The sequence below is a fragment of the Streptomyces sp. DH37 genome (assembly GCF_029813835.1).
Classification (GTDB): domain Bacteria; phylum Actinomycetota; class Actinomycetes; order Streptomycetales; family Streptomycetaceae; genus Streptomyces.
In genome coordinates this window covers 1-16,333 of record NZ_JARVKV010000053.1, presented here as the reverse complement: position 1 = coordinate 16,333, position 16,333 = coordinate 1, and the positions used below count along the sequence as shown (strand labels likewise).

14 protein-coding genes are annotated in these 16,333 nt (G+C 76.1%); 9 read left to right on the top strand and 5 right to left on the bottom strand.

Features of this window, described 5'->3' with window-relative positions; all coding sequences use genetic code 11:
* The first annotated feature begins 50 nt into the window (after nt 1-50).
* From paaI to QC029_RS22575, 6 genes are all read left to right on the top strand, one after another.
* Nucleotides 51-491 carry a hydroxyphenylacetyl-CoA thioesterase PaaI gene (gene paaI / locus QC029_RS22600; protein ID WP_279557580.1) on the top strand — a complete coding sequence of 147 codons (441 nt, stop codon included), beginning with the start codon at nt 51-53 and terminating at the stop codon, nt 489-491.
* Between the two features lie 92 nt (nt 492-583).
* Nucleotides 584-1,843, top strand: a complete 1,260-nt coding sequence (gene paaK / locus QC029_RS22595; protein ID WP_279557613.1) for a phenylacetate--CoA ligase PaaK — start codon at nt 584-586, stop codon at nt 1,841-1,843.
* 147 nt (nt 1,844-1,990) lie between these two features.
* Nucleotides 1,991-2,476: an MSMEG_6728 family protein gene (locus QC029_RS22590; protein ID WP_279557579.1), complete on the top strand. Its 486-nt coding sequence runs from the start codon at nt 1,991-1,993 to the stop codon at nt 2,474-2,476.
* A gap of 208 nt (nt 2,477-2,684) precedes the next feature.
* Nucleotides 2,685-4,385, top strand: a complete 1,701-nt coding sequence (locus QC029_RS22585) for a SpoIIE family protein phosphatase (protein WP_279557578.1) — start codon at nt 2,685-2,687, stop codon at nt 4,383-4,385.
* Complete coding sequence (locus QC029_RS22580; RefSeq protein ID WP_279557577.1) at nt 4,382-5,458, top strand: cobalamin-dependent protein; 1,077 nt, start codon at nt 4,382-4,384, stop codon at nt 5,456-5,458. The genes QC029_RS22585 and QC029_RS22580 overlap by 4 nt, the downstream gene beginning before the upstream one ends.
* Nucleotides 5,459-5,620: 162 nt before the next feature.
* Entirely contained in the window at nt 5,621-6,736 is a 1,116-nt protein-coding gene (locus tag QC029_RS22575; RefSeq protein WP_279557576.1) for a MerR family transcriptional regulator, read from the top strand.
* A 74-nt stretch (nt 6,737-6,810) separates the two neighbouring features.
* Here the strand turns inward: QC029_RS22575 and QC029_RS22570 are convergent, their stop codons facing one another.
* Nucleotides 6,811-8,631 (bottom strand): SpoIIE family protein phosphatase, encoded by a 1,821-nt coding sequence (locus QC029_RS22570; protein ID WP_279557612.1) that lies wholly within the window; start codon nt 8,629-8,631, stop codon nt 6,811-6,813.
* A gap of 663 nt (nt 8,632-9,294) precedes the next feature.
* On the opposite strand from QC029_RS22570, the gene QC029_RS22565 reads away from it, so the two are divergent.
* Complete coding sequence (locus tag QC029_RS22565) at nt 9,295-10,539, top strand: aromatic acid exporter family protein (RefSeq protein ID WP_279557575.1); 1,245 nt, start codon at nt 9,295-9,297, stop codon at nt 10,537-10,539.
* Between the two features lie 162 nt (nt 10,540-10,701).
* Nucleotides 10,702-11,724 carry a sigma-70 family RNA polymerase sigma factor gene (locus QC029_RS22560; protein WP_279557574.1) on the top strand — a complete coding sequence of 341 codons (1,023 nt, stop codon included), beginning with the start codon at nt 10,702-10,704 and terminating at the stop codon, nt 11,722-11,724.
* Here QC029_RS22560 and QC029_RS22555 read toward each other — a convergent pair.
* A complete protein-coding gene (locus QC029_RS22555) occupies nt 11,632-12,111 on the bottom strand; it encodes an STAS domain-containing protein (RefSeq protein ID WP_279557573.1) in 480 nt (159 codons plus the stop codon). The two genes, QC029_RS22560 and QC029_RS22555, sit on opposite strands and share 93 nt — an antisense overlap.
* 322 nt (nt 12,112-12,433) lie before the next feature.
* Here QC029_RS22555 and QC029_RS22550 point away from each other — a divergent pair, with 322 nt between their 5' ends.
* A complete protein-coding gene (locus QC029_RS22550; protein ID WP_279557572.1) occupies nt 12,434-13,183 on the top strand; it encodes an SDR family oxidoreductase in 750 nt (249 codons plus the stop codon).
* 132 nt (nt 13,184-13,315) lie between these two features.
* On the opposite strand, the gene QC029_RS22545 is transcribed toward QC029_RS22550, so the two are convergent.
* The 3 genes from QC029_RS22545 to QC029_RS22535 all read right to left on the bottom strand — a co-directional run bounded on the left by QC029_RS22545 (nt 13,316) and on the right by QC029_RS22535 (nt 16,088).
* Nucleotides 13,316-14,140, bottom strand: coding sequence for a MerR family transcriptional regulator (locus QC029_RS22545; protein ID WP_279557571.1), 825 nt, complete (start codon nt 14,138-14,140; stop codon nt 13,316-13,318).
* Between the two features lie 102 nt (nt 14,141-14,242).
* The gene (locus tag QC029_RS22540) at nt 14,243-15,187 is read right to left on the bottom strand and encodes an alpha/beta fold hydrolase (RefSeq protein WP_279557570.1); all 945 of its coding nucleotides are present in this window, start codon (nt 15,185-15,187) and stop codon (nt 14,243-14,245) included.
* Between the two features lie 241 nt (nt 15,188-15,428).
* Nucleotides 15,429-16,088, bottom strand: coding sequence for a DUF4230 domain-containing protein (locus QC029_RS22535; RefSeq protein ID WP_279557569.1), 660 nt, complete (start codon nt 16,086-16,088; stop codon nt 15,429-15,431).
* Nucleotides 16,089-16,333: the final 245 nt, after the last annotated feature.

Genomic DNA, 16,333 nt, shown 5'->3' with positions numbered 1-16,333 from the left:
GGCGGCCCATGACGGCCCATGACGGCCCATGACGGAGTTGGTGGAGGCGCATGACACAGCTCACGGAGACCGGACAGGGGCCGGCCCAGCGGATGTTCGCCGCCGACCGGGCCTCCCGCGGCCTGGGCATCGAACTGCTCCGGGCCGAAGGCGGCTCGGCGGCGGTGCGGATGACGGTGACCGCGGACATGGTGAACGGCCACGGCGTCGCCCACGGCGGCTTCCTGTTCCTGCTCGCCGACACCGCGTTCGCCTGCGCCTGCAACAGCCACGGCCCGGTGACCGTGGCGGCCGGCGCGGACGTCGTCTTCACCGCCCCCGCCCACGAGGGCGACGTGCTGCTGGCCGTCGCCGAGGAGCGCACCCGCTTCGGCCGCAGCGGCGTCTACGACGTGACCGTCCTGCGGGACGGGGAGGTGATCGCCGAGTTCCGCGGGCGCAGCCGCACCGTCGGCGACCGCGGCGCCCGGGGCCGGAAGGAGGCGCCGTGAGCGGCGGCCCGGCCGTCCCCGCGCGCCCGGCCGCGCCCGCGCCGCGGCTGGGCGACGCCCCCGACCCCGGCCTGCTGGACGCGGCCGAGCGCATGGACCGCGAGGAGCTGCGGGCCCTCCAGCTCGACCGGCTCCGCTCCACCCTGCGGCACGCGTACGGCAACGTGGAGCACTACCGGCGCGCCTTCGACGAGGCGGGCGTCGCCCCGGACGACTGCCGCTCCCCTGCGGACCTGGCGCGCTTCCCGTTCACCACCAAGGCCGATCTGCGCGAGACCTACCCCTACGGCATGTTCGCCGTCCCGATGTCCGAGGTGCGCCGGCTGCACGCCTCCAGCGGCACCACCGGGCGTCCCACCGTGGTGGGGTACACCCGGGGCGACCTGGAGGTGTGGGCGGACGTGGTCGCCCGCTCCATCCGGGCGGCGGGCGGCCGTCCCGGGCACAAGGTGCACGTCTCCTACGGCTACGGCCTGTTCACCGGCGGGCTGGGCGCGCACTACGGGGCCGAACGGGCGGGCTGCACCGTCATCCCCGCCTCCGGCGGCATGACGGCGCGCCAGGTGCGGCTGATCCAGGACCTCCGGCCCGAGATCATCATGGTCACGCCCTCCTACATGCTCACCCTCCTCGACGAGTTCGAGCGCCAGGGCGTCGACCCGCGCGCCTCCTCCCTCCAGGCCGGGATCTTCGGCGCCGAACCGTGGACGGAGGAGATGCGCCGCGAGATCGAGGAGCGCGCCGGACTGCACGCGGTGGACATCTACGGGCTGTCGGAGGTGATCGGCCCGGGCGTGGCGCAGGAGTGCGTGGAGACCAAGGACGGGCTGCACATCTGGGAGGACCACTTCTACCCCGAGGTCGTCGACCCGGTCACCGGCGAGGTGCTGCCCGACGGCGAGGAGGGCGAGCTGGTCCTCACCTCCCTCACCAAACAGGCCCTGCCGGTCGTCCGCTACCGCACCCGCGATCTGACCCGGCTGCTGCCGGGCACCGCGCGCCCCGCCTTCCGCCGCATGGCGAAGGTCACCGGCCGCTGCGACGACATGATCATCCTGCGCGGGGTCAACGTCTTCCCCACCCAGATCGAGGAGATCCTGCTGCGGGTGCCCGGCGTGGCCCCGCACTTCCAGATACGCCTCACCCGCCGCGGCCGGACGGACCACATGACGGTGCGCGTCGAGGCCCGCCCCGGCACCGGGCCCGAGCAGCGCGAGGCCGCGGCCGGGGCGATCGCCCGGGGCGTCAAGGACGGCGTCGGCATCACCGTCGAGGTGAGCGTGGTGGACCCGGAGACCCTGGAGCGCTCGGTGGGCAAGATCCGCCGCGTCGTCGACGCCCGCGAGGGCTGACCCGCGCCGCCGCGGGTACGGCCGCGGGCACCCGCCCGGCCGTACCCGTACTGCGGAGGCCGGCGCGGGCTGCGATGATCGCAGTCCGTGCCGAGGGGGGCGGGAAGGGATGGATGGGACGATGGATGGGACGACGGGTGGGACACCGTGCAGACGTTCCTGCCGCTCCCCGGCTTCGCCGCGACGGCCCGTGTGCTCGACGCCCGGCGGCTGGGAAAGCAGCGGGTCGAAGCCCTTCAGGTGCTGCGCGCCCTGACCGTGCCCGGCTACGGCTGGGCCCGGCATCCGGCCGTGCGCATGTGGACGGGGTACGAGGAGGCGCTGGTCCGCTACGGCATGGAGATCTGCCGCCACTGGCGCCTGGCGGGGCGCGCCGACACCTGCGAGGCCACGATGCTGACCGATCTGCGGCACGCCACCGGCATCGCCTCGCCCCGCTCCCAGGAGGAGCTGGCGCGGAGCGGGGAGCTTCCGCCCTGGCTGGGGGAGCCCGCCTTCCACCTCAGCCACCGGTCCGCCCTGGTCCGCAAGGACCCCGACCACTACGCGCCCCTGTTCCCGGACGTGCCGGACGACCTGCCGTACGTCTGGCCCGCCTCCGACCGCGGCCCCGGTGCCCGGGACGCCGGGTGAGTCACCCGTCCGGGGGTACGGGAGGGAGGATGGAAGCGAACAAGGCCCCCGGGAGGACGGTCCGGGAGGGCGCGACGGTACGGATGCGCGCCCCTCGCCTCCTCCGCGGGACCCTGGAGACCGTGGAGACCGAGCAGCCGTCCACCGGCGCCGACAGCCGAAGGGGTGACCGGGCGGGGCGCCGTGCGTGCCGCGCCCCCGTTCTTCCGTGACCGACCCTCCCCTGCCCTCAGACGTCCCCGCGGACGCGCACGCCCGGAGCGGCGGCGACGAGCGGGCGTCCGCCGTGCCCCCCTACCGCGCGCTGGTCGAGTCCGCGCCGGTGCCGGTGGTCGCGGCGGACCGGCGCGGAAGGGTGTCGCTGGTGAACGCGGCGGCGCACGCCCTGATGCCCGGCCTCGCCGCCGGGGCGCTCCTGGACGCCCGTACGGCGCCCGGCTGGCTGGCCGCCGCGCACGGCCGGCGCGGCGGGGCGGACCCCGGGGCGCCGGTGACGGTGCGCGGCTCCCTGGCCGGCCGCGTCTTCACCGCGCGCGCCGCTCCCCTGCCGGACGGGCACACCGCCTGGTGGCTGACGGACGTCACCGGCCGGGAGAGCACCGAGCGCTCGCTGCGCTCGGAGCGGGAGAGCACCGCCTTCCTGGCCCGGGCCTCCGCCCGGCTCCAGTCGTCGCTCAACCCGCGCAGGTGCGTGGTGACGACCGCCCGGCTGGCGGCCGGCCACCTCGCCGACGCCGCCGTCGTGGTCCGTACCTCCCGGGGCGGCGGCCTGGAGGTGACCCGGGCGGTCTCCGACGGGCGGCTGGAGGAGGAGACGCCGTCCGCGACCGCGGACGAGGTGCCCGGCCTGGCCGAGGCGCTGGCCGGCTTCCCGCCGGTGTCCTCCCGGTGGGCCGGTCCCGAGCGGGTCCCCGCGTGGCTGCCGCCCCGGGGGTTCGGCCGCCCGGCGTCGCTGGCGGTCGTCCCGCTGCCGGGCAGCGGGGAGACCGCCGGGGCGATGGTGCTGCTGCGCCGTACCGGGAGCGAGGAGCCCGGCCCGGAGGAGGACACCGTGGTCCGGATCTTCGCCGCCCGCGCCGGCGCGGCGATCTCGGCCGCCGCGCTCTACGCGGAGCAGGTCACCACCGTCGCCGTGCTCCAGCGGGAGCTGCTGCCGCCCCCGCTGCCGCACCTGGAGGGCGTCGAGCTGGCCGGAGCCTATCGCCCCGCGCAGACCGCCCAGCGCGTCGGCGGCGACTTCTACGACGTCCATCCGGCCGACGGCCCCGGCCGGGAGACCGACGTCGTACTCGGCGACGTGGCCGGCAAGGGCCCGGAGGCGGCCGTCCTGACGGGGAAGATCCGCAACACGCTCGCGGCGCTGCGGCTGGTCGAGTCCGACCACGAGCGCCTGCTGGACCTGCTCAACCGCGCGCTGCTGAGGGGTCCCCAGAACCGGTTCGCCACCCTGGTGCTCGCCTCGTTCGGCGCCCCGGAGGACGGCGCCGGGAGCGTCGCCCTGCGGCTGACCTCGGCCGGGCACCCGCCGCCGCTGCTCCTGCGCCGCGACGGCGCGGTCGAGGCGGCCGACACCTCCGGCACGCTGGTCGGCGTGCTGCCGGAGGTGTCGGCGAACACGTGCTCCACCGTGCTCCTGCCGGGGGAGACCTGCCTGCTGTACTCCGACGGCGTCACCGAGGCCCGGGGCGGACCCTACGGGGAGATGTTCGGGGAGGAACGCCTGGCCGACGCCCTGGGCTCCTGCGCGGGCATGCACGCCCAGGCCGTCGTCGAGCGCGTCGGGATGCTCACCTCCGAGTGGCTGGCGGGCCGGGAGCACGACGACATCGCGCTGGTGGCCGTCACCGCCGCCCACCGCACACCGCTGAGCGCGGTGGGCGGCCCCGGCCGCGGAGGGGGCGACCGGTGAGCCGGGGGACGCCGGAGACACCGGAGACGCCGGGCACGCCGTCCCCGGCGGCCCGGATGGAGGAGTTCTGGACGGCGCTGGAGAACGCCGACGAGCGCTCCGCCGTCGCCCTGGTCACCGAGGCACTGGACCGGGGCCTGCCCCCCGAGGACGTCCTGCTGGAGGTCGTCGCGCCGGCCCAGCGGCGGGTCGGGGTCCGCTGGGCGGAGAACCGCCTCACCGTCGCCCAGGAGCACGCGGCCACCGCCATCAGCGACCGGGCCGTCACCGCCGTCGCCGCCCATCCGGCGGCCCGGGCCGCCGCCCGGCTCGGCCGGGTCACGGTGGCCTGCGCCGACGGCGAGTGGCACACGCTGCCCGCCCGGCTGGTCGCCGAGGTGCTGCGGCTGCGCGGCTGGCGGGTGGACTTCCTGGGGGCCCACGTGGCCACCCGGCAGCTGGTGGCCCACGTGCACTCCACCGGCCCGGACGCGGTGGCCCTGTCGTGCTCCCTGCCGGTGCGGCTGCCCGTCGCCCACGCGGCCATCACCGCCTGCCAGGCCGCCGGCGTCCCCGTGCTGGCGGGGGGCGGCGGGTTCGGACCGGGCGGCCGGTACGCCCGCCTGCTGGGCGCCGACGCCTGGGCCGGCAGCGCCCGCGCCGCGGCCGAGCGCCTCACGGCGGGCATCCCGCCCCCCTCCGCCCTCCCCCGGGACGGCGGGGAGGGGGCGCCGCCCCTGGGCGAGCGGGAGCACGCCCTGGTGAACGGCGCCCGCTCCCGGATCGTCGACGAGGTCCTGGCGGCGCTGCCCGAGCGGTTCCCGGAGGTGCGCGGGTACACCGGGCGGCAGCGGGAGCACACCGCCGAGGACCTCCACCGCGTTGTGGAGTACCTGGCGGCCGCGCTGTACGTGGACGACCCCGGTCTGTTCGAGGGCTTCGTGGCGTGGACGGGCCGGATCATGGCCGCCCGGGGTCTGCCCGTCCACGCCCTCTCCGCGGTGCTGGAGGCCATGGCCGGGGCCTTCGGCGGACTCCCCCGCGCCTCGGCGTACATCGCCGCCGCGCGGGCCGCGCTCGACCGCGGGCCCTAGGGGGTGCCCGGCCGGTCGTGTGCGGAGCCGGACGGCGGCGATGTACGCCGAGGCGCGGGGTCGCCTGGTTTCCCGTGGGGGTCCGGGTGTGGCCGGTTCACGCGCGGCACCGGGCGCGGAGCGCTTGACCCTCACGCGGCGTCATGCCGCATCGTCGGCGGGGTGGAGGAACACCTGACCGTGGGACGCGTGGCCGGGCTGGCCGGCGTGACCGTCCGCACGCTGCACCACTACGACGGGATCGGCCTCGTACGGCCGTCCGCGCGGACGGCGGCCGGGTACCGGGCCTACTCGGCGGGCGACGTGGAGCGGCTGCGGGAGGTGCCGGCCTACCGGCGGCTGGGCTTCGGGCTGCGCGAGATCGCGGACCTGGTCGACGACCCGGCCACCGACGCGGTCGCGCGCCTGCGCCGGCTGCGCGGCCTGCTGCTGGAACAGCGCGACCGCGCCGCCGCCATGGTGACGGCCATCGACGGGGAACTGCAGGCACGGGCCATGGGGATCAGGACGACACCGGAGGAGCAGCTGAGAGTGTTCGGCGCGCAGCTGTACGACGCCATCGGTTCCGCCTACCCGGCGACGCGGCGCACCGAGCCGCGGATCGCCGCGCAGGTCTGGGAAGCGCTCGGGGACGCGCGGACGGTGCTGAACGTCGGGGCCAGCACCGGCTCCTACGAACCCCCCGACCGCGACGTCACGGCGGTGGAGCCGTCGGCGGTCATGCGGGCGCTGCGTCCCGCCGGCGCGGCGCCGTGCGTGGCCGCCGCCGCGGAGAACCTCCCCTTCCAGGACCGGTCCTTCGACGCCGCGATGGCCTTCAGCACCCTCCACCACTGGCGGGACCCGATCGCCGGGCTGCGCGAGATGCGGCGCGTGGCCCGCCGCGTGGTGGTGTTCACGCATGACGCCGGTGACGCCGGATGGCGTCACCGGTTCTGGCTCACCCGCGACTACCTGCCCGAGGTCGCCGGCCTGGTCGCCGGCCGGCCCCCGGTGGACCGGCCGGCCCGCGCGATCGGGGCCCGCATGGACCCGGTGCTCGTTCCGTGGGACTGCGCCGACGGCTTCTTCGAGGCCTACTGGCGCCGGCCCGGGGCATACCTGGAGGACCACGTGCGCCGCGCGGTGTCGGTATGGACCAGAGTCGGGCCGGAGGCCGAGCGGCGGGCGGTGGACGGACTCCGCCGGGACCTCTCCTCGGGCCGGTGGGCCGAGCGCAACCACGACCTCGTCGCCCTCGACGCGGCAGAACTCGGCCTCCGCCTGCTCGTGGCCTGAACCACCACACACCACACGGGAACGCCGACGGGGGCCCGCCCGCCGAGCGGCGGGCCGGACCACGCGAGGCCCACTCAGGACGACGGCGGACGCTCGGCTCCGTGGGGCGCCTGCGAGAAGGTCTCGTCGGCGCCCAGCGCCTCGGCGCCCGGAGCCGACCTGGAGGGGTCGGCGGGGCTGTGCGGCCGGCTGTCGCCGGACGGCGGCGGGGTGCGGTCGCCCGGAGCGCCCGCCCCGCGCGGCGGCAGCCGCAGGGCGAGCAGGGCGACGTCGTCGCCGCGGGGGTCGATGCGCTCCAGCAGCTCGTCGCAGAGCTCCTCCAGCTCGTGGCGGGCCAGGGCGGAGGCGTGGCGGCACAGCAGCTCCATGCCGGTGTCGATCGGCCGGGTGCGGCTCTCCACGAGCCCGTCGGTGTAGAACAGCACCGTCGACTCCGGCGGCAGGGGCTCGTAGGCGTCGGGCCAGTGCATGCCCAGGTTCAGGGTCGCGCTCATCCCCAGCAGGGGGCCGTGGCCGGTCTCCAGGAAGCGGGTGCGGCCGTCGGAGGTGACCAGCAGCGGCGGCGGGTGCCCGGCGTTGACCCAGTGCAGCTGCCAGGGCCCGCCCTCGCGGCCCTCGATGCGGGCGAAGACGACGGTGGCCATGGGGGCGTCGCTGGTGTTGGTCATCGCCTCGTCCAGGCGGCGCATGATCACGCTGGGGGGCTCCTTGCGGTCCCAGGCCAGGGCGCGCAGCATGTTGCGGACCTCGGCCATGTGGGCGGCCGCCTGGAGGTCGTGACCCACCACGTCCCCGATGACCATCGCGGTGACCCCGTCCTCCAGCAGGAAGGCGTCGTACCAGTCACCGCCGATCTCGGCCGCCACCTGGGCGGGCCGGTAGCGGGCCGCCATCTGCAGGTGGTCGACCTGGGGCAGCGGGGTGAGGAGCTGGCGCTGCATGGTCTCGGCGACGTGCCGCTGCTGGTCGAAGAGCCGGGCGTTGTCCATCGCCAGCCCGGCGCGGCGGCCGATGTCGGCGAGCACCATCGCCTCGTCCTCGGTGTACGGCGGCGAGTCGCCGGCGCGGGCCGCGGTGAACGCCCCGAAGACCCGGCGGCGGCTGTGCAGCGGCACCACCACGGCGCTGTGCCCGCCGAGCCGGTCGAACAGCCCCCGGTGGGCCGCCGTGAGCGGCGAGTCGGGCCGGCGCGCGATGTCCTCGCGGCCCAGCACGACCGTCTCGGCGCCGCGCAGCGCGCGCACCAGGCCCGCGTTGGCGGACTCCGCCAGCGGCGGCAGCGGTCCCTCCAGCTCCCGGGCCGCCTCCGGATCGCCACCGCTGTGCACGGCGATGCGCCGCACCTCGTCCGGCTGCCCGGTGAGCACGTCCACCGCCGTCCAGTCGGCCAGGTCCGGCACCAGCAGACGGCTCAGCTGCCGGAGCACCTGCGGGACGTCCAGGCTGGAGATGAGGACGGAGGAGACCTCCGACACCAGCGTCAGACGGGTGGTCAGCGCCTCCAGCGCCGCCAGGTAGGCCGCCGTCTGCCGCTCCGCGGCTCTGCGGACGCTGAAGTCGTGGAAGGCGAGGACCAGGCCGGGCGGCTCCCCCGGCAACTCCAGCGGGGCGGCCGACCAGATGACCGGCAGGGTGGTGCCGTCGCCCCGCAGCAGGTACTCGTCGCCCCCCTCGCGCGGGCGGCCGTCGGTGAGGACCCTGAGCATCTGGCACCGCTCCCGGGGGACCTCCGCTCCGTCCGCGTCCCGGTGCAGCAGATCGTGCATGTCCCGGCCGAGCATCTCCTCCGCCGGCCGCGCCACCATCCGCTCGGCCCGGGGGTTGGCGGCGATGAGGCGGCCCGTGGCGTCCGTGGCGTAGATGCCGGCGCCCAGGCTCTCGAAGACCGCGCGCAGGACCCGGGGCTCCTGTGTCCGGTCGGCCGCGCTCGCCGGCCCGCCGCCGTCCCTGGTGGTCCCCACTGCCCTTCACCGCCTCCTCGCCCGGCTGCCAGGAGCCCGTGTGAGCGTCGCGCGCGCCCGCGTACACCCGGCCTGTGGCCTTGCTGGTTACCCCGTTCCCGCCCTCCCAGACATTCCGCGCCGCCGGGCGGACGGCCGTACGCCGTCCGGGTACGGCGGAGGACGGCCGCGGGCGGCGGCCGGGAACCGGCGCATGCCCGCCTCGCCGGCCGGACGGCGTGTGCCGCGGCCCGGGACCTCCCGGAACGCGCGGACGGTGGCGGCGCCTCGCGGCGGTCCTCACCGGCCGGCCGCTGGTTACGGACCCGTGCCGGGCGGGAACGGTGGTGTCGGTGTGCGGCGCCGCCCGGAGCGGGACGGGACGTCTGCCGCGGATCCCCCTGGATCCCCCCTCCCGCCGTGCGCCGTGGGGGCCGCGCACGCCCGGGAGCGAGGTGTCCGCCGTGGGCCCGGCCCGGAGCCGCCCGGCCCGGCCGCCAGCGGTTCCGCCGTTCCGGACGGTCCCGGCGGCCACCGCGGGCAGGAGCGCGGGAAAGCGTCGTGGAGCGGTGGGAGGACAGCCGGTGTCGATCTTCTCCGGACGGGAAGGGCCGTAGTGTGCCTGAAGTTCCCGAACCCGTGATCGAGCTGGTGAAGCGGCGCAGGGAGCCGGTGGTCGTCCAGGCCCTCCGCTCCACCGCAGCCGCGACCCTCGCCTACGTCGCCGCCCTCTGGCTGACCGACGCCCGGGCCCCGCTGCTGGCCCCGCTGACCGCGCTGCTGGTCGTCCAGGTGACCCTCTACGCCACGATCACCAGCGGCATCACCCGGGTCAACGCCGTGGTGGCCGGGGTCACGGTCGCGGTCGGCTTCAGCGCCCTGGTGGGTCTGAGCTGGTGGAGCCTGGGCCTGCTCATCCTCACCTCCCTGGCCGTCGGCCATCTGGTGCGGGCCGGCGACTTCATCCCCGAGGTGGCGATCAGCGCCATGCTGGTGCTGGGGGTCTCCCACGCCACGGACTTGGCGCTGAGCAGGGTGCTGGAGACCCTGATCGGCGCCGCGGTCGGCCTGCTGTTCAACTTCCTGTTCGTGCCCCCGGTGTGGGTGCAGCCCGCCGAGGAGGCGCTGGTCGACCTGGCCGACCGGATGCGGAGGCTGCTGCTGCGCATGGGCGAGCAGTTGAGCGCCCCCACTCCGGTGCACCGGGCGGCCGCCCGGCTCCACGAGGCGCGGCGGCTGGACAACGACATCACGCAGGTCGACTCCGCCCTCGTCCAGGCCGAGGAGAGCCTGCGCCTGAACCCCCGGGTCAAGGAGGCGCTGCTGTCCCGGGTCGTGCTGCGGACGGGGCTGGACACCCTGGAGATCTGCACCACCGTGATGCGCGCGATGTCGCGGACCCTGACCGACCTGGCCAAGGAGCGCGAGGACGAGCCGCTGTTCCCCCACGAGGTGGCCGAGGCGCTGGAGGAGCTGTTCGGCCACGTGGCGGGGGCGGTGCAGAGCTTCGCCGTCCTGGTCACCAGCCCCAACAGCAACAGTTCCGAGGAGGCGGAGGAGCGGCTGGCCACCGAGATGGAGGCCGGGCGCGCCGGACGCGAACGGGTCGCGCACCTGCTGCTCGCCCGCGTCCAGGAGCACCCGCGCCAGTGGCACCTGCTGGGGGCGCTGCTGTCGGAGTTCGACCGGGTGCTGGACGAGCTGGACGTGGAGAAGCGCTCGACGCGCCTGGCGGAGGAGCTGGACCGCTACACCCGCGAGGAGCGGGACCGGCACCCGGTGCTGTACGAGCTCAAGCGCCGGTTCCGGGTGCCCCGCTCCCGCCGTCGCCGCCGCAGGACGCCCGGACGGGCGGAGGTCTGACGACCGCGGCGGACGGCTTCCGGGCGCGGTTGTCAGTGGCCGGTGCTTTGCTGGGAGTGGTCGGCCGGGGAATCGGCCGCCGCCGAAGAGCGTGCGCAGCGCCCTCCCGCCACCGGCGCGGAGGGCACGGACGAGGGTGACAGAGGGTGACAGGGGGCCTCGATGGGTGACGTCGCGACGGTGGACGGCACGAAGGGCGCGGTGACGCGCGAGCCCGCGGAGCCGGAGCGGGAGGAGCTGCGGCTGGAACGGCACCGGGTGGAGCTGACGGGCTACTGCTACCGGATGCTGGGGTCGGCCTTCGAGGCGGAGGACGCCGTACAGGAGACGATGGTGCGGGCCTGGCGCGCCCTGGACCGCTTCGAGGGCCGGTCCTCGCTGCGGTCGTGGCTGTACCGCATCGCCACCAACGTCTGCCTGGACATGCTCGGGGGCAGCCAGCGGCGCGCCCGCCCCATGGACCTGTCGTCCCCGTCGGGGGCGGAGACGCGGCCGGGTCCGGTGCTGCCGGAGGCCACCTGGATAGAGCCGATGCCGGACGCCCGGATCCTGCCCGAGGGCGGCGATCCGGCCGAGACCGCCGTGGCGCGGGAGTCGGTGCGGCTGGCGTTCATCGCGGCGCTCCAGCACCTGGCGCCCCGGCAGCGGGCGGTGCTGATCCTGCGCGAGGTGCTCAGCTGGCGGGCGAGCGAGGTCGCCGAGCTGCTGGGCACCACGGTCGCGTCGGTCAACAGCGCGCTCCAGCGCGCCCGCGCCACGATCGCGTCGAGCGAGATCACCCCCACGGGGCGGACGGACACGATGGACGAGGAGCAGCGCGCGCTCCTGGCCCGCTACGTCAGCGCCTTCGAGGCGTACGACCTCGACGCCCTCACCGCGGTGCTGCACGAGGACGCGACGCTGTCGATGCCGCCCTACGGGATGTGGCTGCGCGGCCACGCCGACGTACGGGCGTGGTTCACCGGGCACGGCGCGGCCTGCCGGGGGTCGCGCCTGGTGCCGGTCGCCGCGAACGGCTGCCAGGCGTTCGGGCAGTACCGGCCGGACCCGGAGGGCGGTTTCTCCCCCTGGGCGCTGCAGGTCGTCGAGGTGTCAGGGGGCCGGGTCACCGCGCTCAACTCCTTCCTGGACACCGCCCGGCTGTTTCCCCTGTTCGGGCTGCCCCCGCGGCTCGGCTCCCGCTGAGCGGTCCGGGCCCGGCGCCCCGCCCGCGTCCGCCCCGACCGCGTCCCCCTCGGGCGCGTCCGTGTCCGTGTCCGCGGCGAACGCCTCCTCGTCCAGCCCCGTCCAGGCGAGGAGGCGCCGCAGCTCGCCGTCGGCGCCGGCCAGCCGGATCCGGCCGCCCAGGCGGTGGGCGGTGAGCCGCAGCCGGGCCAGCGCCTCGACCGTGACCATGTCCGCGGCGCAGGACTCCCCGGCGTCCACGACCACCGGGTCCACGCGGGCGCGGACCAGCACACGCCGCAGACGCTCGCACAGCCGCGGTATGTCGGCGCGGGTGAGCGGGCCGTCGGCGGCGAGCACGAGCGCGGCCTTCCGGTCGGGCGTCCGCGGTTCCTCGTGAACTGCCAAGGCCGGCCTCCTGTCGTGGGGTCATCAGGGCAGACCGGCCGCACGGGCGGAACTCATCGCCGCCCGCGCGCCCACCGGCACGGACGGTGACACAGGGGGTGTCACAGACGGTGACACAGGGGGTGACACGGACGCCCCGCACACGGAAGGCCCTCCGCACGGAGCCCGCCGCCCCGCGGGAGCCGCCCGTCGCGCCCCGTCCGGGTGAAACGGGCGCCGCCCGTCCCCCTTCCGGCGGACGGCGCCCGTTTCGGCACCCCCCGGAAGGACACTCCGGCCGGACGCGACAGCGGCCGGAGCGGCCGAGTGAGGAGGCAGCGCCGTGGGCGGAACCGTACGACTGGACCTGTCGGGCAGACGCGCACTGGTGACGGGCGGGGCGCGCGGTCTGGGCGCGTCCATCACCCGCCGCCTGGCACGGGCCGGAGCCGCCGTGCGGGTGGTGGACGTACGGCGCGAGGAGGGCGAGAAGTTCTGCGCCCGGCTCAGCGAGGAGGAGGGCGCCGACGTCCGCTTCCTGGAGGTGGACGTCCGCGATCCGCAGGCGGTCGAGGCGGCCTTCCGGGGGCTGGACGAAGCGTCCTGGCCGCTGGACATCCTGGTGAACAACGCCGCCGTGGACGTCTCCAAGCCGATCGAGCACCTGTCCGCCGAGGAGGTCACCCGGGTGGTCTCCACCAATCTGCTGGGCCCGATGTACATGTGCCTGGAGACCTACCGGCGCATGGTCGCCCGCGGTGGCGGCCACATCGTCAACATCCTGTCCACGGCGTCGAACCGCACCTGGACCGAGGCCGGCCCCTACTCGGCGGGCAAGTCCGGGCTGCGCGCCTTCACGCACACCCTCTTCAAGGAGGCGCAGCGCGACTGCCTCGGCATCGGGGTCACGGGGGTGATCGCCGGAGGCATGGAGACCCCGTTCGTGACGGAGCGCTTCCCCGACGCGGACACCTCCAAGCTGCAGAGTCCGGACATCGTGGCGGACGCGGTCATGTGCGCGCTGTCGGTGCCGGAGGGCAGCGTGATGCCCGAGCTGGTCGTGGTGCCGCGCAGCGAGACCTCCTGGCCGTGACGGGAGCGGGGGCCGTGACGGGGGCGGGAGCGGGAGCGGCGGCGCGGCCGGCTCCGGGGCCGGGCGGGAGGCGTGGGCGCCGGCGCCCCGGGCCCGCGGCGGGCGGGTCCGGGGCGCCGGCGCCGTACGGGGTCAGGCCCCGGTGATCGGCTCCTGGATCTCGGTCACCCACTTCTCCCTGTCCTCGGGGCACTCCAGGTACAGCTCCCGCGCGTAGCCGGCCGAACGGTGGCCTCCGGTGTCGATCCAGTGCGCCAGGGCCTGGACGGTGGGCATGATCTGTTCCATGGGGCCGCGGTGGACGATGGTGGCGGCCCGGTCGATGCCGGGCAGGTCCACGATCGCGAAGTCCCGGCCCCCTCCGGGGTCGGCCGCGACCGTGACGCCGGCGTGGACGACGACCGCGCCGTCCCCGTCCGGGGCGTCCTCGTACCAGGCGATGCCGGGACCGGCCGGCTCCACCCCGGCGCGCTCCAGCCGGCGGCACAGCTCCTCGTACAGCGGCTGGATGACCGGGCCGATGTCCTCGGGCCCGTAGCTGTCGGCGATGCCGGTCAGCTCGGCCACCCGCACCGGCGGAATGCTCTTGACCACGACGTCGTCGGTGGGCATGCGTCCCTCGCTCTCGATCGTCCGGAGCCTCGCCCCGACCCGGGCCAGTCGCGCCGCGGCGACCGCCGCGGCCGCCTCCAGTTCCGCCTGCCGCAGTCTGAGCATCCCGCGCAGTTCCTCGGTGCCCACGCGCTCGTCGAGGATCGACCTCACCTGCTCGAGGGTGAAGCCGAGGTCCTTCAGGGCGATGACGCGGTTGAGCCGGGCGAGCTGGCCCGCCTCGTAGAAGCGGTAGCCGCTGGCCGGGTCGACCCGGGCGGGGCGCAGCAGCCCGATCGCGTCGTAGTGCCGCAGCATGCGGACCGACACGCGGCCGTGCCTGGCGAAGTCTCCGATGGTGAACATGACGCCTCCCAGTGCAGGGCCTCACACGGTGTCAGGGTCAAGCCCGCGCCGGTGCGGGCGGCCGACCGGGGCCGGGAGGGCCGGGAAGGGCGGGACGGACCGTCAGCCGCCGTGCCCGGTCCCGTCCGCGCCGGTGTCCGCGCCGGTGTCCGCGGGGGCGGGCGCGGTGACGCGGTCGTCGGCACGGGCGGCGTTGCGGGCGACGGCGTCGGCGAGGAGCGGCCAGAGCGGCTCGGGGAGGTCGTGCCCCATGCCGGGGATCACCAGGAGTTCGGCGCCGGGGATCGCGGCGGCCGTCGCCTCGCCGCCGCTGCGGTCGACGAGGGGGTCGTCGGCGCCGTGGACGACCAGCGCCGGAGCGGTGACGGCGCGCAGGTGCGGCGTGCGGTCGGGCGAGGCCAGGATCGCGGCGTACTGGCGGGCGAAGCCGTCGGTCCGGGGGGACCGGTCGTAGGCGGCCTCGGCCCGCTCGCGCAGCTCTTCGGGCGGGACGGGGTGGCCGGGCGACCCGATCACGGAGAACGAGCGCACGCCCCGCTCCCCCGCCTCCCGCCGGTCGCGGGGCGGCGGCGCCACCAGCGCGGCCATCGCCTCCGGGGTGGCCCTGCCGACCGAGCGGTCCCCGGTGGTGGACATGATCGAGCACAGCGAGCGCACCCGGGACGGGTGGTCGATCGCGAGCTGCTGGGCGATCATGCCGCCCATCGAGGCCCCCACGACGTGCGCGGCGTCGATGCCCAGGGCGTCGAGCAGACCCGCGGCGTCCCGCGCCATGTCGGCGATGCCGTAGGGGACGGTGGAGGTGTCGCCCGCCAGGACGGCCCTGATGTCCGGGGACGGGCACCCGTCCAGGAAGGTGGACAGGCCGCAGTCGCGGTTGTCGTAGCGGACGACGTGGAAGCCCCGGTCGGCGAGCGCCTGGCAGAAGCGCGGGTGCCAGGCGGTCATCTGGGTGCCGAGCCCCATGATCAGCAGCAGTGCCGGGCGGTCCGGCGCGCCGAAGGTGTCGTACTCCAGTTCCATCCCGTTGGACAGGGCGCGCGGCATCGCGTTCCTCCTCGGAAGGGGCCCGGTCGGCGACCGGGCCGGACGGTGTGCGGCCGCCTCGGTCCGCCGCCCGCCCGCGGCCGGGCCGTACGGCGGACCTGCCGGGCGACCGCGCGTCCTACCGGCCGGTCGGTACGATAGCCGGACCGGACTTCCGGGGGAACGGGAGGGGACGCCCCGGTTCCGGACGGCGCCGCGCGGCGGGCGCCCGCACGGGCGGCGGGGAGCGCCCGCGCCCGGCCTACTTCTCGCCGAAGGACACAGAGACCCGCTCGAAGCCCAGGGAGCGCAGCAGGTTCTCCAGCATGTCCCGGGTGTTCTTCTCGGCGCGCGCCGCCAGACCGCTCTCCTCCGCGGCCTTCCCGATGTGCTCCACGGCGAGCCTGTGGACCTCGCGCTCGTCGCCCGGGTTGTCGGAGAAGACGTCGCCGAGCCGGTCGAGGAGCCCGCGCTCCTTGGTCACGGCGTAGGAGCGTTCGACGTCCAGCGCGGGCTTCTCCAGCCGGGCGCGCGGCAGCCGCACCGTCGCGCCCTCGCGGTCGTCCGTGACCGTGACGGCGTCCTCGCCGAGGCCGCCGAGGTCCACGTACGCGCCGACGCTGCCGGTGCCGACGAACAGCGTCCGGCTGCCGCGCACGGCGTCCGGCAGGAACTTGGCGTCCTTGTCCAGGTCGACGACGACCTGGAAGGTGCCGGAGGCGCCCTCGTAACGGCTCATGTCCTTGAGGGACTTGAGGACCGCGGGGCCGGTGCGGTCCTCGGTCTCGGTGGCGAACGGGTTGCCCAGTTCCGGCAGCAGGCGGAGCTGCCCCGCCAGCAGCACCCCGGCCAGCAGGAGGACCACGAGGAGGAGAGGGGTGATCCACCTCGGGGAGGGCGAGGAGCTCTCGGACCGGACCATCTGGCGTGCACCTCCGTCGGCGGCGGGAGACTCTCCGTCCAGCCGTCTTCCCGGAAACCGCCCCCGCATGGCAGGGAGTTGGCGCCGCACGGGCCGGCGCGGCGGGAGGCCGGCGGGCGGTGCGTACGTACGGTCGCCGGAGCCGGAGAACCCCGGGCGCCGGGGCCGGGCCCCGCGAGCCCGGAACGCGCGGGCACGGGCGTCCCGGTCCCCCGGCGGTGCGTGTTCTGCCCGCACCCGGTGCG